14 protein-coding genes are annotated in these 17,815 nt (G+C 69.0%); 7 read left to right on the plus strand and 7 right to left on the minus strand.

Annotated features, from left to right (window positions below; translation table 11 throughout):
* From mnmC1 to AC56KW_RS20140, 4 genes are all read left to right on the plus strand, one after another.
* Positions 1-1,653 (plus strand): FAD-dependent 5-carboxymethylaminomethyl-2-thiouridine(34) oxidoreductase MnmC1, encoded by a 1,653-nt coding sequence (gene mnmC1 / locus AC56KW_RS20125; RefSeq protein ID WP_497172447.1) that lies wholly within the window; start codon positions 1-3, stop codon positions 1,651-1,653.
* A gap of 115 nt (positions 1,654-1,768) precedes the next feature.
* Positions 1,769-2,470 carry a sensor histidine kinase gene (locus tag AC56KW_RS20130; protein ID WP_497172448.1) on the plus strand — a complete coding sequence of 234 codons (702 nt, stop codon included), beginning with the start codon at positions 1,769-1,771 and terminating at the stop codon, positions 2,468-2,470.
* Complete coding sequence (locus tag AC56KW_RS20135; RefSeq protein ID WP_497172449.1) at positions 2,467-4,248, plus strand: tetratricopeptide repeat protein; 1,782 nt, start codon at positions 2,467-2,469, stop codon at positions 4,246-4,248. The genes AC56KW_RS20130 and AC56KW_RS20135 overlap by 4 nt, the downstream gene beginning before the upstream one ends.
* A 91-nt stretch (positions 4,249-4,339) precedes the next feature.
* A complete protein-coding gene (locus AC56KW_RS20140; protein ID WP_497172450.1) occupies positions 4,340-4,888 on the plus strand; it encodes a hypothetical protein in 549 nt (182 codons plus the stop codon).
* Here AC56KW_RS20140 and AC56KW_RS20145 read toward each other — a convergent pair.
* Positions 4,833-6,047 carry an EAL domain-containing protein gene (locus tag AC56KW_RS20145; protein WP_497172451.1) on the minus strand — a complete coding sequence of 405 codons (1,215 nt, stop codon included), beginning with the start codon at positions 6,045-6,047 and terminating at the stop codon, positions 4,833-4,835. The genes AC56KW_RS20140 and AC56KW_RS20145 overlap by 56 nt on opposite strands.
* A gap of 102 nt (positions 6,048-6,149) precedes the next feature.
* The gene (locus AC56KW_RS20150; protein WP_497172452.1) at positions 6,150-6,761 is read right to left on the minus strand and encodes a DUF2264 domain-containing protein; all 612 of its coding nucleotides are present in this window, start codon (positions 6,759-6,761) and stop codon (positions 6,150-6,152) included.
* Between the two features lie 11 nt (positions 6,762-6,772).
* Here AC56KW_RS20150 and AC56KW_RS20155 point away from each other — a divergent pair, with 11 nt between their 5' ends.
* Positions 6,773-7,843: an MFS transporter gene (locus tag AC56KW_RS20155; protein WP_497172453.1), complete on the plus strand. Its 1,071-nt coding sequence runs from the start codon at positions 6,773-6,775 to the stop codon at positions 7,841-7,843.
* Between the two features lie 4 nt (positions 7,844-7,847).
* Here the strand turns inward: AC56KW_RS20155 and AC56KW_RS20160 are convergent, their stop codons facing one another.
* A complete protein-coding gene (locus tag AC56KW_RS20160) occupies positions 7,848-11,033 on the minus strand; it encodes a patatin-like phospholipase family protein (RefSeq protein WP_497172454.1) in 3,186 nt (1,061 codons plus the stop codon).
* 112 nt (positions 11,034-11,145) lie between these two features.
* Positions 11,146-11,904 carry a PhaM family polyhydroxyalkanoate granule multifunctional regulatory protein gene (locus AC56KW_RS20165; protein WP_497172455.1) on the minus strand — a complete coding sequence of 253 codons (759 nt, stop codon included), beginning with the start codon at positions 11,902-11,904 and terminating at the stop codon, positions 11,146-11,148.
* A gap of 216 nt (positions 11,905-12,120) precedes the next feature.
* Between AC56KW_RS20165 and AC56KW_RS20170 the strand changes: the two genes are divergently transcribed.
* Positions 12,121-13,644, plus strand: coding sequence for a GMC oxidoreductase (locus AC56KW_RS20170; protein WP_497172456.1), 1,524 nt, complete (start codon positions 12,121-12,123; stop codon positions 13,642-13,644).
* A gap of 65 nt (positions 13,645-13,709) precedes the next feature.
* On the opposite strand, the gene AC56KW_RS20175 is transcribed toward AC56KW_RS20170, so the two are convergent.
* Entirely contained in the window at positions 13,710-14,396 is a 687-nt protein-coding gene (locus tag AC56KW_RS20175) for a TetR/AcrR family transcriptional regulator (protein ID WP_497172457.1), read from the minus strand.
* Between the two features lie 145 nt (positions 14,397-14,541).
* Between AC56KW_RS20175 and AC56KW_RS20180 the strand changes: the two genes are divergently transcribed.
* Positions 14,542-15,282 (plus strand): SDR family NAD(P)-dependent oxidoreductase, encoded by a 741-nt coding sequence (locus AC56KW_RS20180; protein ID WP_497172458.1) that lies wholly within the window; start codon positions 14,542-14,544, stop codon positions 15,280-15,282.
* A 21-nt stretch (positions 15,283-15,303) separates the two neighbouring features.
* On the opposite strand, the gene AC56KW_RS20185 is transcribed toward AC56KW_RS20180, so the two are convergent.
* Positions 15,304-16,338 carry an HlyD family secretion protein gene (locus tag AC56KW_RS20185; protein WP_497172459.1) on the minus strand — a complete coding sequence of 345 codons (1,035 nt, stop codon included), beginning with the start codon at positions 16,336-16,338 and terminating at the stop codon, positions 15,304-15,306.
* Between the two features lie 5 nt (positions 16,339-16,343).
* Positions 16,344-17,813, minus strand: coding sequence for an MFS transporter (locus AC56KW_RS20190; protein WP_497172460.1), 1,470 nt, complete (start codon positions 17,811-17,813; stop codon positions 16,344-16,346).
* Between the last annotated feature and the right edge of the window lie 2 nt (positions 17,814-17,815).

The following is a 17,815-nucleotide window of genomic DNA, read 5'->3' on the forward strand; positions in this document are numbered from 1 at the left end:
ATGAACCTGCAGGACCACTGGCGCGGCCGTGTGCGCTACACCGTCTTCGACAGCGACGGCCGCCATGTCGACGCAGTGGTCGACGCCTGGCGCGCCGACCCGCAGCGTCCCGCGCGCCTGCATGTGGTGGCGCGCACCGACAGGCTGCAGCCAGGCTTTCACCGTATCCCGCAGGCGGATCAGGGACTAACGCTCGACCTGATCGCGGCGCCCCTGGAAACCGCACTGGCCGAGCTGAACGCCCATCCCGATTTCATCTACCTGCATGGCGCTCAGGGCACGCATTTCGTCCGCCCGCTGGCGCGCCTGACGGCGCTCGGCGCCCGGCTGGAGTCGCGCGGACTCGATGCCGGGCAGCGCGCGGCCCTCGCGCTCCAGGGTTTCGCCTTCGATGGCGACGGCGCGACCTTTTCGACCCGCAAGCCGCGCCTGCCATCGACGCTCGACCCGGACCGGCACGCACTGGTGCTGGGCGCCGGCGTGGCCGGCTGCGCCGCGGCGGCGCGCCTGTGTGCGCGCGGCTGGAGGGTGGACCTCATCGAGCGCCACCCGCAGGTGGCGATGGAAGCATCGGGCAACCTGGCAGGCATCTTCATGCCGCTGCTCTCGCGCGATGACAATATCCCGACCCGCCTGGCGCGCGCCGCCTACCTGTACGCCCTGCGCCTGTGGGAGCAGCTGGGCGGCATCGGCCGCGCCTTCGACGGCGCCCAGTGCGGCGTGCTGCAATTGTCGCGCGACGCCGGCCACGCGGCCGTCTCGCGCGCGATCGCGGGCGAGGGCAGGGTGCCGCCCGACTTTGCGCTCTGGCTCGAGCAATCCGATGCCGAAGCGCTGCTTGGCCTGCCCGCGCCAGACGGCGGCTGGCTGTTCCCGCAAGGCGGCTGGGCCCGTCCGGGTAGTGTATGCGAGGCGCTGCTGGCGTCCTGCGGTGCGCTCCTGACGCGGCGCTTCGATGCCGGCGATGTGCGGTTGGAGCGCCGCGGCGACGCATGGCTGGCGCGCGGCGCCGAGGGCGCTGTCATAGGCCAGGCGGCGACCGTGGTGCTGGCCAGCGGCGCCGGCGCCCGCCACGTGGCGCAGAGCGCCGACCTGCCGCTGCAGGCGCTGCGCGGCCAGGTGACGCACCTGGCGCCGCAGCACGCGCCACAACTGCCGCTGGTGCTGTGCCGCGAAGCCTACTTGACGCCTTCCGCCCATGGCGTCACCTGCGCCGGCGCGACCTATGACCTCGACGCCGATCCGCAGCTGCGCACCGCCAGCCAGGAAGAAAACGTGGCGCGCCTGCGCGCCCTGGTGTCCGATCCGCAAGCCGCGCTAGGTGCGCCGCTGGCGGGCAGGGTAGGCTTTCGCTGCGTGGCGCCGGACCGCCTGCCACTGGTCGGCCGCCTGCCCGACTTCGCCGCCGCGGGCGCCACCGAGCGCCTGCGCGACGTGCCGCGCCATCCGGGCCTGTACGGTTTGCTGGGCTATGCGTCGCGCGGCCTGATCTGGGCGCCGCTGGCGGCCGAACTGCTGGCCGCCCAGCTGGAGGGCGAGCCGCTGCCGCTCGAGATGGCCCTGGTCGATGCCCTCGATCCGGCGCGCTTCGTGCTGCGTGCACGTCGCCATACCCGTCATCCGGCACCGAACGCCACCGATATCGGTCCTTGACTGTTGCGTTGTCGCAAACGTACGCACGCAACAGGCATCCGAAGGGAAAACTACCGCAGTCCCACGGGTATAATTTACGAGTAGCAACTTTTTTGGCCAAGGGGGGCCTGTCCGGATGGAAGACTCACCACATTCTCCCGAGCTGTTCCTGTTCCTGGCGTCCACCGCCCATGACATGAAGAACTCGATCAGCGTCCTGTCCGGCACGCTGGAGCGCCTGCTTGACGGCGCCTCGCCCGAGACCGAGAAGGCGTACTCACAGATGGCGCAGATGCTGTACCAGACGCGGCGCCTGAACGACAACCTGATGCAGCTGCTGGCGCTCTACAAGCAGGTCGGCACGCCCGGGTATCCGTTCGACGTCCAGCCGCTCGAAGTGGGCCAGCTGGTCGAGCAGGTGGTGGCCCTCGAGCGCGTGCTGCTCGAGTCGCGCGGCGTCACGCTGGAACTCGACGTCGATCCCGAGCTGATCGCCCACGTCGACGAAGACCTGATCGTCGGCGTGGTCTCGCACGCCGTCAACAACGCGCTGCACTACACGCGCGACCGCATCCGCCTGGCGGCGCGCTCGCGCGACGGCGACCTCGAGATCCGGGTCGAGGACAACGGCGCCGGCTTCCCGCCCGCGCTGCTGGCGGCCGGCACGCCCGGCAGTGGCCATAGCGGCGTCAATTTTTTGACCAATAGCGCCGGCCTGGGCCTGTACTTCTCGGGCGAGGTGGCGCGCATGCACCGCCACCGCGAGCGCCATGGCGCCGTGCGCCTCGAGAACGGTGGCCTGCTCGGCGGCGGCTGCTTCATCCTGACCTTGCCATGACCACCCCTGTCAATCTCGCCAGGCCGGACCCGAAGGCCGCGGCGCCGGCATCCGCTGCCGTCCTGACCACGCCCAAGGTGCTCGAAGAGATCGACTGGGCCAGCAAGCAATACCTGATCGTCGACGACTTCGTCGGCATTCGCCAGCTGTTGCGCGAAGGCCTGCGCAGCCTGGGCGCGCGCAACATCGACCAGGCGTCCAGCGGCGGAGAGGCCATGGGCCTGCTGAACAAGCTGCGCTATGACGTGGTGCTGTGCGATTACAACCTGGGCGAGGGCAAGAATGGGCAGCAGGTGCTCGAAGAAGCGCGCATGCGCCAGCTCCTGATGCCGTCGTCCGTGTTCGTGATGGTGTCGGCCGAGAAGAGCGTGGAGTCGGTGATGGGCGCGGCCGAACACCAACCCGACGCCTACCTTGTCAAGCCGATCACCGAGGGCGTGCTGCTCACACGCCTGAACCGGGTGTGGCGCCGCAAGCAGATCTTCCGCCTGATCGACCAGGCCTTCATCGAGAAGGACTACCGGCGCGCGGCGCGCTTGTGCGACGAACAGATCGCCGCCAACCGGGTGCACGAGATCGAGCTGCTGCGCATGAAGGCGCGCATGCTCGAACGCGGCGGCCAGCCGGCGCGCGCGCGCGAGGTGTACGAAAAGGTGCTGGCCCAGCGCGAATACCACTGGGCGCGCGCGGGCCTGGGCAAGATCCGCATGGCCGACGGCGATTTCGAGCAGGCGCGCCAGATGTTCCAGGCCGTGATCGCCGAGAACCGTCACTACATCGACGCCTATGACCAGTTGGCCAGCGCCTACCAGGGCATGGGCCAGCACGAGGAAGCCGCCGCGGTACTCGAGCGCGCGACCAAGCTGTCGCCCAACTCGGTGCCGCGCCAGCGCCACCTGGGCCAGGCCGCGCTGCGCCTGGGGAACGTGCCGATGGCCGAGAAGGCCTTCCGCAAATGCCTGGTCATCGGCGAGTATTCGATCCGCAAGGCTCCCGATGATTACCTGGGCCTGGCGCGGGTGTGCGGGCTTAAGGGCAATATCAAGGATGCGCTGCAGTTGCTGCTGCTGGCCCAGCGCGAATTCGGCAGCGACCACGAACAGATGGTGCTGCGCGCGAAGATCATCGAAGGCCACGTCTACCACGAGAGCGGCGACTACCCGAACGCGCGCCGTGCCGGCGACGAGCTCGATGCGATGCTGCAGGCCGATCCCAGGCGGCCCGGCACCGCGATCTGCATCGAGATGGCGACCCTGCTGTTCGCGGTCGGCGTCAAGGGCACGCCGAACGAGGTGCTGGCCCATGTGATTCGCAATAACCACGACAACAACCTGTTGCAGGACGAGGTCCAGAAGATCTTCGACCGCGCGCGCCTGTCCGACGAAGGGGCGCTCATCATCCGCACCGCGCGCAAGGAGGCGGTGGACTTGATGAACCAGGGCGTGGTGCTGTGGAAGACCGGCAAGCTGCCCGATGCCGTCAAATGGATGCGCACGGCGCGCGAGCGGCTGCCGGACAATGTCAGGGTGCTCTTCAACGCCGTGCAGATCCTGATCTCGGCCATGCAGCAGCAGGGCTACGATCCAGAGCTCGAGCTCGAGGCCCGTCAGGCGCTGGAGCACGTCGACCGGCTGCAACCGGGCCAGCAGCGCTTTGCGCAGCTGATGGAGCAGTTGACGGCGTTGCGGCCTCGGCCGGAATCGGAATCGGAGCCCGAGCCGGCCGCGTTGACGGCGCACGAGGCCGGAAAGAACGAAGCCGCGCCTTCGCGTCCCTGAAGGCGGCGCTACGAGATTCTTTCTGGCGGCGAAAGGCTGTGTTGACGAACGCGTCGTTCTTGCGGGCGCAGCCCGGCCCTAGAATGCCCGCATGAACGATGAACTGATCCTGTATCCAGGCGGGTACCCGGTGCATATCGACGTGCCGCAGCGGCAAGTCGACGGAGCCGGCACGGCGCTGCGTTTCGCACTCCCGCCGCGCGGCGTGAACTTCCCGCTATCGCATGCGTACGAGACCAAGCTGGTGGTGGCGCTGGCGGGTGAACTGACCCTGCTCTCGGGCGCCGGGCCGGGCCCGCTCGTGCGAACCGGTCAGGCGGTCCTGGTCGTACCGGGTACCGCCCACCGTGTCGCCCAGCATGGCGGCCAGCCAGCCATGGTGGGCGTGGCGCTCTGGCCCGGTGCCGTGGAAGAGGCGTTTCGGGCGCTCGACCGCGCGGTCGCGCGCGGAGGTTTCGAGCGCGCCGCCGTCGCCGCATTGTTCGCGCGTCATGGCGTGCGCTGGGATGCCGCCGTCGCGCCGGACGCGCATGCGGCGCCGCTTGCGGTCACGACCTTTCAGGCAGCAGCCCAGGCGCTGCCGCCTATGCTGCGGGAACGGCTTGCGGCCTGCTGGAGGGGGTGGTTGCCTGCGGCGTGAACAAGGTCTCGAAGCCGGCATCCTCGATGTCTTCGAGCAGCCCGATCAGGATCAGCGACACCTGCTTGAGCTCGCGCATCAGCGGCGCGATGTCGGCCTGGCCCGCGCCCGCGCGGATGCGCTCGACGATGCGGACGCCGATCTCGTGCAGCCTGCGGTACGGCGCGTCGAGCGCGCCGTACATCGGCGTGCCCGCGAAAAAGCGGCCCTCGCCGAAATACCAGCGGCCGAGTGCGCACTTGGTGAAGCACAGGGGCGGATGACCACCCGATTGGCGTAGCGGCGCATCCGGCGGCAGGGCGGCGCGCCGGATCGCGAAGCTGGCCAGCTGGCGCCGCCACTGCACATGATCGACGATCGCCATGTGCACCAGGCCGACCGGCAGGCCGCGGCACGTGCTGGCGACCGCGCAGAACGCCTTGAATGCGTCCAGGGGCAAGGCGCGGCTGATCAGGAAACCCTGGGCCACGCCGCAGCCGGCTTCGACCAGAAAATCATGTTGCGGCGCCGTCTCGACGCCCTCGGCCACCACTTCCAGCCCGAGTTCGTGACCGAGCCGGATCGAGGAGCGGACGATGGTCGCGTTCTTGGGCGAATCGAGCATGCGCACGACGATGCCCTGGTCCAGCTTGATGGTCGTGAACGGCCACTGGCTGAGCGTGTCGATGCTCGAGTAGCCGATGCCGTAGTCGTCCATCGCCAGCCCGATCCCGGCCTCGGTCAGCGCCTGCACGTTGTACAGCACGCAGGGAGCGGCCTGCATGGCCTGGGTCTCGGTGATCTCGAGTTCGAGCGCCGTCGGCGGCAGACGACCGCGCACGATGGCGTCGAGGATCATGCCGGTTATGACGCTGTGTTCCAGGTCGCACGAACAGACGTTGAACGACACCCGGCATCGCACGGCCAGGCCGCTCTCGACCAGGTCATGCATCAGCTGCGGCAGCAGTTGCCGGGTCAGGTCCTTGAGCAGGCCGGCACGCTCGATGGGCCCGATGAAGGCCGCCGCCGGCAGCACCGTGCCGTCCGCGCGCGGCCAGCGCACCAGGGCCTCGGCGCCGACGATCCGGTTGCTGGTCAGGGAGGCCTTGGGCTGGTAGTACAGGATGAATTCGCGCCGGCGCAGCGCACCGGCGATTTCCTCCACGCTCACGGTGGTCATGGCATGTGCAGTCGACGTTTCATATCGCCGTTATCCGCCGAAGCCGCCACGAGGTCAAGCGGGAGGCGCTCCCCCATCGGCGGGAGGACGCCGTCGCGCCACTCAATAATCGACCGGATAATCCTTGCGGAATGCCGCGCCGCCGAATGCTTTGTTTTGCATCCAGTCCTGGGACGGGCTGGTCCAATAGGAATCGTCCGCCGGCAGGCCCAGCGCCAGGAACTGGCCGAGGCGATGTACATGCTGCCGTTGTTGAAATAACCAGTCGGCCAGCGCCGGCTGGTGGCCGACGAAGCCGACGAAGCCGATGGTGAGGCAGCCCTCCCTGATGAAGTTGCCCGGATCGGTGTACAGGGCCTTGTGCATCGCCTGCATCGCCGCGCGCACCTGGCCTTCGGGGAAGGTCTGCGGCAGCTGCTTGCGCCAGGCCAGCAGGGCCAGCGGCTGGAAGGCGGCGCTACGGTAGGCGAGCGAACGGCCGATCGGCGGGAAGGTGCCCTGCGGCGAGATGAAGCGCTCCAGGTGCGCGCAATAGCGCTGCGTGCGTGTCAAGGCCTGGGCGCGCAGCTCGGCCGGCTTGCCCTTCCAGAATGGCGCATTATGCCGTTCGAGCACTTCGAGGATTTCGAGCAGCATCGGATACATCACGAAGGAGCTGTAGTAATCGAAGTGGAGCGATTCGCCATCCTGATCCAGCCGTCGCCGACGTACCATTCGTTGACCTTGTGGATCGCGACATTGGTGCGCAGCGGGCCGGCTTCTTCGCCGATCGACAGCAGCCACGCTTCGTTTATCGCCGCGAACAGCTGCTGGACACCTGGGCGCCGGGGCTGCGCGCGCTCGAGCTGGGCTTGTTCTGCCTGTTCTGGACCGTGTTCGACGCCGCCGCCATGACCACCATGGCGCTGTTCGCCGGACTGGTGGCCGACGTGATTCCCTTCGGCCTGGCAGGGCGCTTCTACGCCGCGGTACGCGTGGTCGGCCTGGGCGTGGCGATCGGTTTCAATATGACGCTGTTCGCGCTCAGTGAAGCCTGGCTGGCCGAGATCCTGGTCGCCATCGCCCTCATCTTCGGCCTGACGATTCCACTGACGTGCCTGATGGTGCGCGAAGGCGACTACCCTGCGCCTTCAGCGCACGACGCCGCTGCCAGCTGGCGGCTGGCGCTGACGCGCCTCCAGCTGCGCCAATGCTGCGGCCAGCGCAGCTACCTGTGGGCGTTTGGCGCGTTCACGCTGGCCGCCGTCACCTTCATACCGTTCAATACCTTTTCGCTGCACTACGCGCTCGACCTGGGGCTGTCGAAATCCGAACTCGGGAAGCTGACTGCGCTGGCGTATGCGGTGCCGATCGCCAGCGCCTTCGTCATCGGCTGGCGGGTCGACTGCCGCGGCGCGGTACGCGTGGCCGCCGCCATGATGGCGCCGTATGTCTTGATCGCGCTGGGTGGCTGGCTGCTGGCCGACGGCGTCGCCAGCGTCCGTCTGTTCTATGTCGCCCACGTGATCTGTTCCGGTGCCTACTTCACGGCGGCGGCGGCGGCGGCGATGCCGATGGCGCTGTTCCCGCGCGCGGAATTCGTGCGCCATAACTCGACCAAGGACATCCTGGTGGCCTTCGCCAACACCCTGGTCGCCAGTTGCATCGGCCCCTTGCTCGACCACTCGGGCCACGACTATCGCCTGACCCTGGGCAGCGCGGTCCTGTTTTCGCTGCTGGCGCTGGGCTGCCTGGAGCGGCTGCTGGCGGTGCGCGCCGCGCCGGCCCGCGCGCCGCTGCCGCAACCGGCCGGCTGACTCATCAGGCGCGCCGGCCGCGCGTCGCCGGGCCATGCCGCTGCAGCAGTTGCACGCACAGCGCGTCGATATCCTGTTCGCCGCCCGCGTGCGCGGTGGCGTGCGCCGCCTCGCCCAGCGCGCATTCGACGATATGGTCGCCCAGCGCGCGATAGCTTTCGAACTGGGCTTCGTTGAACCACTGGTCGGCGATGCTCTCGTGCGGGTAGTCGGGGTGCAGCTTGCGGTAGTTGAGCAGGTCGGCGTTCTCGCTGCCGACAATCGCCGGCTTGACGTACAGGAGCACACCGTCGGTCGCGCCGCGGTCGGCCAGGCTGTAGCGGATGCTGCCGGCGGCGCAACTGGCGCCGCACATGCCCTGTTCTGTGTCGGCCGCCAGGCGCGAGACGTCGAGGTCGATCCGCACGTGCAGGCCGGTGGCGCAGCGCCGGATCGCATTGCCGAGGTCCTCGAAGGCGAGGTGGCGATCGCTGCCCACGTCGACCGCGATCACCAGCCGGCAGCGGCGCCGCACCAGCTCATAGATGCCGAGGTTGTCGAAATGGCCGCCATCGGTCAGGTGGACGTAGGCGGCATCCGCATCGAGCTGGCCGAACAGCTCGGACAAGAGGCTGAACAGGCCGATCGGCGGCGAGGCGCTGGTCCAGGCGCGGCGCGCCGGATTGGGGCACCAGCGCCCGAGGCGCACATTGAACATCGTCATCAGGAAGTTCAGCGGGGGCGAGGAGTGCGCGCCCATGTTCGGGCTGGCCGCGGCGCCGGACAGGGCCACCGCCATACCCAGCCGTACGCCGGCATCGTCGTCCAGGCCGACGCCTGAGCGCGAGGCATACTGGTCGGTCGGCCGGTAGCAGCCGGAGGGCGCGCCGTCTCCCGCCGGCGAGGGTTGCTCGTAGCCGCACCAGCGCGGCGTGAACGCGAACGCGGCGGTGCGCCGCGTCTGCCAGGCCAGCTCGGCGCCCCCGACCAGGTTCAGCGCGGTGTTGACGATCGGGTAGGGACGCCCGTAGCGCAGCTCGGCCAGCAGCATGTCGTCGTTCGGGTCGAAGCCGGTGAAAGGATGCGGCTGGCGCGCGCGGTTGCCGGCGCCGAACCAGGCCCGCACCACGCGGTTGCGGTACAGCATATAGAGCGAGAACTTGTTGATGTCGACCCGCCAGCCGAGCAGCAGGGCGGCGCCGAGGAAGGCGCCGAAGGCCAGCAGCAGGGTGGTGCCGCTGGTGGCCAGGGTGGCGTCGGCGTGGGCCCGCAGCACGCAGGCCAGCCGCGCCTTGGGGCAATCCACCCTGGGCAGCGCGACCGCGGCCTGTACCAGGCTGCTGAGCAGGGCGAAGATCCCGACCGTGAACACATAGGGCGCCAGCCGCGCGACCAGCTCGAGCTTCGGGGCGGGGCTGCTCCCGGTGCCGGTCGCCATGCCGCTGCCGGCCTTGAGCCCGAAGGCGGTCATCGCCAGCCAGCCGAGCAGGGTGCCCAGGTTCGACCACGGCTCGTAGGTGAGCCAGGCCCAGTGCAGTAGCGGGGCAAAGAAGAAGCAGACACCGTACACGACCAGCCAGGCGAGGGCGAAGATCGCCGTCCAGGCGCCCTGCCGGCTCCACCACTCGCGGCTGGCGTCGCTGTACAGGCGGCCGACCAGGCCTATCATCAGGGTCATGGTGGAGGCGAACAGCGCCATCATCAGCGGCATGCCGAAGGTGGACAGGGCGATCGCGTCGTTCAGCACCCGCTGGCTGGCGGGATCGGGCAGCACCGCCAGGCCGGCCAGCAGCAGCAGGGTGCCGAGCGTGAGCGCGCCCATCGCGCACAGGAAGTGCGACAGGCCTTCGCCCAGGTCGGCGCGCGTGAGGTCGCGCTGTGATGGATCGGCGTGCAGCCGCGTGTAGATGGCCAGCCAGCCGGCCAGCACCAGCAGCAGGCCGACCGTCCAGCACAGCAGCAGCGACAGCATGCCGGCGTCCAGCGCCAGCAGCGCCAGGATCTCGGGCGCGAAGGCGCGGACGGCTTTGAGCAGCACCAGCAGCACGCTGGCCGCGCCCGCCACGCATATGGTGTAGCCGCTGCGGCGATACGGACTGGAGCGGTCGTGGGCCAGGTACCAGCCGCAGGCCCAGACGATGAAATAAACAAGGCCGGGGGCCAGCAGCCAGTGCCAGCGGCCCGTGAGCTGGGCCGGCAGGAAGCTCGATGGCGCCGCGCCGCCATGGCGCCACAGCCCCAGGCTGCCGAGGAAGCCCGCCAGCAGCAGCGGCAGGTTGATGTACCACAGGACCGCGCCCTGGGACAGTGGAAAGCGGCGCCTGCCGCGCGAGCTTTCCGGCTTGCTCGAGATCGACAGCGCGATGCAAAACACGGCGCACAGGAACAGCAGCACACCGAGGAGCCAGGCGATGTCGGCCAGGTGCGACCAGGGTCCTCCCGGCGTCACCACGCGGTGCACGGCCCATACGGCAAAGCGCGGCAGCAGCAGCAGGGCGCACATCCAGGCCACCAGCATCGCCAGGTTCAGTCCCGTATTGCGCACATAAGTGCCGAGCAGGGTCCAGGTGTCGGCGCTGAACATGCCGCCCTGCGGCGACAGGTAATTGCTGTACTGGCGCAGGAAGCGCAGCTCGGGCGCCTCAACGCTGCCTGCCGGCGGCGCCAGCATGGCTTCCACCTTGGCGATGTCGCCGCCGTTGGCATGCAGGCACCTGGACAGCCAGCCGCCGACGAAGCCGCCACCGGATACCGTCGACAGGTAGTCGACATGGCGCAGCAGGCCGCAGCGCGCCAGCGCCTGCAGGGCGCCCAGGCTGAAGGTGGCGCTGCGCACGCCGCCGCCGGACAGGGCCAGGCCGGTCAGCATGCCGCCGTGGGCCCGCTGCAAGAGGCGCTCGCGGTCGGGCGGCAGGGCGGCATCGAGTGCGGCGCCGCGCGACTGGCTCTCGTCGGGACGCAGCATGTCGAGTTCGTCGCGCAGCACCTCACCGAACAGGTGGCCAGCGCCGGCATCGAGGGCGCGCAGCAGTTCCGCATCGATCCTGTCCGAGGGCGCCAAGCCTTGGCGCTTGCGCAGCAGGGCGAAGGCGTCCTGCAATTCGGCGAGCGTGCGCGCGCCGGGCGGCGGCGCGCAGCCGGCGGCGGCGAGCTTGCGGCGCAGATCGTCGACCTGCGAAGGCGTCAGGTGGCTCAGGTCGCTCGGCAGCATCGCTCCTCCGGCTGGACGCGGCGCCTGGACAGGGCCGCGCAGGCCGGACCGCCGGGTCAGTTCAGCACGGTTTGGCGACCGCTGCCAGCGGCCAGATCAAGGTTGGAGCGGACTAGGCCTTGTCGGTCTTGCCGCGCGTGCCGCGCCTGGCGGGCGCAGGAGGGCTGCCGCCATCCTGGACGCTGGACTGGGGGCCAGCGCCGGCGCCGTGCGGTTTGCCGGACGTGGCGCGGCCGGCGCCGTCCGTAGGCGCGCCGGCCGCGGGGCTGCCGCTGGCGTCGGGCGGCGCGTTGCCCGACCTGTCGGCATGGACGGCGCCGTCCGGCGGCATGGCGCTGGCCACGGCCTGGCGGAACTGGTCTTGCAACAGGTTCCACCAGGCGACGGCGGCCGGCATGGCGGCCGCTGTCGCCTGCTCGGGACCGGCCTGCGGCGGTACCGGCGCCTCGGGAGGCGGCGCGGACGGCGTATCCGCTGGCTTCGCGGCGGCCGCCGCGGGCGAGGTGGGGGCAGGGGCCGCCGCCTGGGTAAAGAATTGCGCGAATGGCGCCATGGCGGCGTCGCTGGCGGCGCCGGTCTGGTTCATGGCCTGGGCCATGCTGTCGCCCATCGCCTTGAGCGTGGCCAGCGTGCCGCGCTGGATTTCCAGCGCCTGGATCGAGCCGCGCAGCATGCTCAGGTTGAGATTGAGCCAGGACTCGACCGCCTTCAGGTCGGCGATCTTCTTGTCCAGGTCTTCGACCGACAGGCCGGCGCCCGGCATCGGCATGCCGCCCATGCCGTGCATGGCGCCGGGGATGTTCATTCCGCCCCACAGGTTCTTGACGAATTCGAGCGTGTCGGTCATTCCGGGCATAGGTTGGTTCAGCATGGTGCGGTCTCCATTGTTTGTGGGGCAAGCGTAGCAGATAACGGCCGGATGGACCATGGAGCGAAGAGACATACAAGTGCGCGAAGTTTGCGCTGGAACCAAGGCTGGATTCGCCAAAGGAATATTGTCTGTTGAGCAAATCCTCGTTTTAGCCTAGGATAGATAGTTGCACTGTGCAAAATTGCAATCTAACAATTTTATCGCTCATGGTGACCCATGCTCATCGATGGCAGGCAGCTTGCAGCAAACGCGGCGTTCCATGCGGATATCTGCATTATCGGCACCGGGATGGGCGCGATCTCCGCCGCGCACCCGCTGGTGCGGGCCGGGCGCGACGTGCTCTTCATCGAAACCGGGCCGATCATGGCGTCGCGGCGCGACCCACCGTCGGTGCGCATCGAAAACGTCGGTCGGCCTTTTGGCATTTCGACCAGCCGTGGGCTCGAAGTCGGGGGCGGCACAGCGTTTTGGCATGGCGTATGCGCGCCGCTCGACGAAGAAGATTTCCTCGAGCGACCGTGGATTCCCCATAGCGGCTGGGCCATCACGCGCAAGGACCTTGCACCGTGGTATGCATTGGCGCTGGAATTCCTGTGCGGCGGCCAAGAGGGCGGCCATGAAGCCAGCGGTTCCGGAGGCATGGCGCTGAGCATGGCCAATATGCTGGAGACCAAGCCCTATCGCTATCGCTCGCCGCCGTTTCGCGGCAAGCCGGTCTTGCGCGACTGGTGTATCCAGGGCCTGGCGCGTTGCATCTACAACAGTACCGCACTGCAGCTGCTGCAGCGTGAGGGCCGCTCGCATACCCTGGTCGTGGGCAGCGGCGACCACACGTTCGAAGTCAGGGCGAACCGCTTCGTGATCGCGGCAGGGGCGCTGGAGACGCCGCGCCTCTTGCTGAACTCGCTTCGCCAGCAAGAGGCGGCGCAGCCGCCGTCCTGGTGGCTGGGACGTAACCTGATCGATCATCCCGCCGGCTACCTGTCCCAAGTCACTTTCCGCCAGCCGTTTGCCAACCTGCCCAAGCCGGCCACGATGGCGGAGGAAAACGTCCGGATTTTCCCAGGGCACATGCTCACGAGCGAGTTTCAGCAGACACATCGCCTGCCCAACCACGCCCTGTTCATCCGCAAGGGCATCAACCGGCGCCCGGTGCCGAACAAGGCCGTGATGTCCTTCCTCGGTGTGCGCACTGCGCGCGACATCGGCTTGTCCCACGTGGCGTCACTGGTGCGCCACCCCTATATCCTGTGGCGGATCGCGCACCAGAAGCTGTCGCTGGGCATGCGCTCGCGCCATGGCGACCTGTTCTTCATGACGGAACAGCTGCCGAATCCACACAGCCAGGTGAGCCTGTCCGACCACCAGCGCGACCGCTATGGGCTGCCGATCGCGCGCGTCCATTGGCAGCTCAGCAAGCAGGACATCGACATGTTCACCCAGTACCACGAGCTGCTGATGGCGGGTTTTCGTGGGCGCGGCGACGTGAGTGGCTGCCGCGCCGATCCGCTGGCCGGGTGGCGCGATACCTGTGCGTCCGCCGCCCACCACCTCGGCACGGCGCGCATGGCGACGACACCGGCGCACGGCGTCGTCGATTCGAACCTGAAAGTATTCGGTCTCGAAAATGTCTGGGTGAGCGACGGCTCGGTATTCCCGACCGCCGGCAGCGTCAATCCCTCCCTGACCATCTGCGCCCTGGGCCATCGCCTGGGAGCGCACCTGAACGCGCTGCATTGATGGCCCGGCGCCCGGGCGCGGGCGCTGACCATAACCGCTAACCGCTAACCGCTAACCGCTAACCGCTAGCCGCCAGCCAGGCCGTCCCAGCTGCGCATCGCGACCTGGACGACGGCTTCCAGTTCAGCACGGCTGGCGCCGTCGCGCGCCTGCAGCGACATGCCGTTCTGGACGATCTGCACGAAACGGGCCAGCGCGTCGAGGTCGACCGACGCCGGGATTTCGCCCTGCGCGACGCCCTGCTCGAGGCGGGTCTTGATGACCGGTCGCGCCGCGGCGCGCAGCGTGCGGGTCAGCGCGCACAGTTCCGGATGATCCGAGGTGCCGATGCCCGACAGCGTCACCATGCAGCCGAGCGGCACGTCGAGGACGCAGCCGGTCAGGAAGGCGGCGGAACCCATCAGCCAGGCCTCTACCGCCGCGCGCGCGGTCGCGGCGTCCCGGAAGCTGTTCCAGCCCCAGGCGAAGGTGGCGGTGTAATGGTCCAGGGCTTCGGCATACAGGGCTTCCTTGGAGCCGAAGGCCGCGTACAGGCTGGGCGAGGCGATCCCCATCGCCGCGGTGAGGTCGGCGACCGACGTCGCTTCGAAACCTTTTTGCCAGAACAGGCGCATGGCTTGCGCCAGTGCCGCTTCGCGGTCGAACGCGCGCGGACGGCCGCGTGCGCGCGCAGTGCGCGCCTTGCCTGCCGCTTCAGCGGCCTCGGCAGCGTCAGCAGATTCGATCTGGGAGGGTTGTCGTGGAGTATCCATCGCGCACAGTATATGTCCGGCTGCAGGTCGGGACAACGCCGCACGCCGTTCACAATATATGTACCAATCACTAAAAAAATCAATTGACAAGGTATCCGCCCGCGCTCTATGATTTTTGTATCAACCACTACATAAATAAAAGATCATGACCGATTTGCAAGGAAAACGCGCCATCGTGACCGGCGCATCGCGCGGCATCGGCGCCGCCATCGCCATCGTATTGGCCGAGCAGGGCGCCGACGTGGCGATCACCTATGAACGCTCGGCCGAGCGCGCCCAGGAAGTCGTGCGCAGCATCGAAGGCCTCGGCCGCAAGGCGCTCGCGATCCAGGCCGACAGCGCCGATCCGGCGGCGATCCGGCGCGCCGTCGACGCGGCCGCACAGGCGCTGGGCGGCCTGGACATCCTGGTCAACAACGCCGGCATCGCCCGCTATGCGCCCGTCGCCGACATCGCCGTGGACGACATCGATGCCCTGCTGGACGTGAATATCCGCGGACCGATCCTGGCGGCCCAGGCGGCGATCCCGCACCTGGGCCAGGGCGGCCGCATCGTCAATATCGGCTCGGCCGGCGCCGACCGCATCGTCGGCGAGGGCGCGACCGTGTACTTCCTGACCAAGGCCGCGCTCAAGACCTTGACCAGCGGCCTGGCGCGCGAGCTGGGCGCGCGCGACATCACTGTCAACCTGGTCCAGCCGGGATCGACCGATACCGACATGAATCCGGCCAACGGCGACTTCGCCGAGTTCCAGAAGTCGTTGATGCCGCTGGGCCGCTTCGGCGCACCACGCGACGTGGCGGCGGCGGTCGCCTTCCTGGCCAGCCCGGCGGCGCGCCAGATCACCGGCGCCGTCCTCAACGTCGACGGCGGGGCGACGACCTGACGCTTGTGGGCCGACGAGGCGTCAAGACCCGGTGCGGATCGTGGGCGTCACCGACATGCCCGCGCGCAGCCTGGCTGCCGCGGCCTGCCCCGGATCGATGGCGATGCGTACCGGCAGGCGCTGGACGATCTTGGTGAAGTTACCGGTGGCGTTGTACGGCGCGATGGCCGAATAGGTGGCGCCGCTGGCCGGACCCAGGCTGTCCACGTGGCCGCTCAACACCACGCCGGGCAGGGCGTCGACCTCGATCGCTACCGGCTGCCCGGGCATGACCCGGGCCAGCTGCGTTTCGCGGAAATTGGCGCTGATGTACACCGCGTCGAGCGGGACGATGGCCAGCAGCGGCTTGCCCGGAGTGACGTAGGCGCCGACCCGTACCGACTTCTGGCCGACGGCGCCGCCGACCGGCGCCGTGATGCGCGTGTACGACAGCTTCAGTTCCGCCGCCGCCTGCGCCGCCTGCGCCTGCAGCAGCGCGGCCCTGGCCTTGTCCAGGTCGGCCCCCAGGATGACCACCACCTGGCGCGCCGCCCGCAGGGCGGCCCGGCTCCTGTCGCGGGCGGCGTCCTGGACGCCGAACTGCGCCTCGGCCTGTTGCAGCGCCTGCACCGAGCCCGAGCCGTCGCTGGCCAGGTTGCGATAGCGCGCCTGGTTGGCGCCGGCCAGCCTGAAGGATGCTTCGTCGGCCGCCAGCGCCGCCCGGGCCTGGCGGATCGTGTTCTGCTGCTGCGCCAGGTGGGCTTGCAGGCTGGCGATGCCGGCATGGGCGCTCGCCACCTGCGCCTTGGCGGCATCGATCGCCACCACGAAGTCGCGCGGGTCGATGGTGGCCAGCAGCGCGCCTTTCCCGACCACCTGGTTGTCGCGCACGTGGACGGCGGTGATCGTGCCCGCCACCTCGGGCGCCACGACCGTGAAATCGGCCTGCACATAGGCATGGTCGGTGGACTGGCTCGCGCCGCCCGATTCGGGATGGCCGAGGATATAGAGGACGCCGGCGCCCGCCGCGAGCAGCAGCAGCGCGCTGGCGATCCGGGCTTTTTTGGGTAGTGCCATGATGGTTATCCGTGGTTGGAAATAGAGGGGGACGGCGCGGGAATGTAGGTCAGTCGCAGCACCAGGGGAACCAGGAGCAGGGCCAGCACGCCCAGCACGCGGTAGGCGTCGGCTACCGACAGCACCAGCGCCTGCTGGCCGATGATGGCGGCCAGCACGTCCGGCTCGGGCGCATCGACGGCTCTGGCCAGCGCCGCGTGCGCGATCATCACGTCGCCGTGGAAGCGCCCGCGCACCGTCATGAGCTGGCCCACCACCGCCGCGCCGACCAGCGACCCGAAGGCGCGCAGGGTGTTGACCGCGCCGGATACATACGGACCTTCGAGCGGCTGGACCACGCTGGTGATCAGGAACAGCATCGACACCACCGCCATCGGCTGGCCGAGCGCCTGCAGCGCCTGGGCCAGCATGAACTGTTCGCGGTTCCACTGCGCGCTCAAGAGCGCGCCCGAGAAACAGGCCAGCGCGATCAAGCCGAGGCCGGCCGCGAACACCATGCGCGCATCGACCCAGCGCCGATACAGCAGCAGGGCCACCGCCGGCCCCAGCACCAGCTGCGGCAGGGCGACCGCCAGCCCGATCGAGGCCAGCTGGTAGGGCCGGTAATCGTGCAGCCGCGCCAGGTGGGTCGACGGCAGCAGCGACGCCGACATCAGGACCGTCAGCAGCAGCATGAAGGCCGTGAAGCCGAGCGCCAGGTTGCGCCGTCCCAGGATCTGCAGCTTGATGAAAGGCGAGGGATGGTGCCATTCGCTGAGCAGATAGAGCGCCAGCAGCGCGCCTGCGGCCAGCGCCGCCGCACCAAGCAGCGGGGAGTGGAACCAGTCGAGCCGTCCGCCCTGGTCGAGCACCACCGCCAGCAGGCCCAGGGCCGGCACGCCGCAGGCCATGCCGGTCCAGTTGGCTTCGCGAAGACGCGCGGGTCGGCTTGGCTCGCGCGGCAGGCCCCAACCCACCAGCAAGCCGGCCACGAGGGCCAGGGGCACGCTCTGCCAGTAGATCCAGCGCCAGTCGACCAGGCCGTCGATCCAGTAGCCGGCCAGCCACAGCGAGAGATTAGGCGCGAAGGTGGCGGTCATGGCGTACAGCGCCAGGCCGTACAGGCGCACCGGCGGCGGCAGGAATTTCAGGGCCGCCATCATCAGGAGCGGGATGGTCGTGCCGCTGGCCACGCCCTGCACGAAGCGCACGGCCAGCAGCACATCGAGGTCGCGGATGAAGGGCAGCAGCGCGGCCAGCACGGCGCAGGTGGCCAGCATCCACAACTCGAAGCGCCGCAGCGACAGGGTGATGGCGAACCAGGCCGCGAACGGCATGGCGATCAGCTCCCCGGCGTTGTAGCTGGTCGCCAGCCAGGACGCGTCGTCGAAGCCGAAGCCGCCGGCGCCGCGCAGGTCGGCCAGCGCCAGGGCGCCCACGCGGTTGTTCATCCCCGCCATCATGGCGGCGATGAAGATGCCGAGCAGGCCCGCCATGG

Source organism: Telluria sp. RT2P19 (genome assembly GCF_059685725.1).

Excerpts from the sequence above, each read along its gene's own strand:
- AC56KW_RS20170 (WP_497172456.1), top strand. The coding sequence starts at position 12,121 with ATGCTCATCGATGGCAGGCAGCTTGCAGCAAACGCGGCGTTCCATGCG.
- AC56KW_RS20145 (WP_497172451.1), bottom strand. The coding sequence starts at position 6,047 with ATGACCACCGTGAGCGTGGAGGAAATCGCCGGTGCGCTGCGCCGGCGC.
- AC56KW_RS20150 (WP_497172452.1), bottom strand. The coding sequence starts at position 6,761 with ATGGTACGTCGGCGACGGCTGGATCAGGATGGCGAATCGCTCCACTTC.
- AC56KW_RS20135 (WP_497172449.1), top strand. The coding sequence starts at position 2,467 with ATGACCACCCCTGTCAATCTCGCCAGGCCGGACCCGAAGGCCGCGGCG.
- AC56KW_RS20190 (WP_497172460.1), bottom strand. The coding sequence starts at position 17,813 with ATGGCGGGCCTGCTCGGCATCTTCATCGCCGCCATGATGGCGGGGATG.
- AC56KW_RS20140 (WP_497172450.1), top strand. The coding sequence starts at position 4,340 with ATGAACGATGAACTGATCCTGTATCCAGGCGGGTACCCGGTGCATATC.
- AC56KW_RS20130 (WP_497172448.1), top strand. The coding sequence starts at position 1,769 with ATGGAAGACTCACCACATTCTCCCGAGCTGTTCCTGTTCCTGGCGTCC.
- mnmC1 (WP_497172447.1), top strand. The coding sequence starts at position 1 with ATGAACCTGCAGGACCACTGGCGCGGCCGTGTGCGCTACACCGTCTTC.
- AC56KW_RS20165 (WP_497172455.1), bottom strand. The coding sequence starts at position 11,904 with ATGCTGAACCAACCTATGCCCGGAATGACCGACACGCTCGAATTCGTC.
- AC56KW_RS20185 (WP_497172459.1), bottom strand. The coding sequence starts at position 16,338 with ATGGCACTACCCAAAAAAGCCCGGATCGCCAGCGCGCTGCTGCTGCTC.
- AC56KW_RS20160 (WP_497172454.1), bottom strand. The coding sequence starts at position 11,033 with ATGCTGCCGAGCGACCTGAGCCACCTGACGCCTTCGCAGGTCGACGAT.
- AC56KW_RS20180 (WP_497172458.1), top strand. The coding sequence starts at position 14,542 with ATGACCGATTTGCAAGGAAAACGCGCCATCGTGACCGGCGCATCGCGC.
- AC56KW_RS20175 (WP_497172457.1), bottom strand. The coding sequence starts at position 14,396 with ATGGATACTCCACGACAACCCTCCCAGATCGAATCTGCTGACGCTGCC.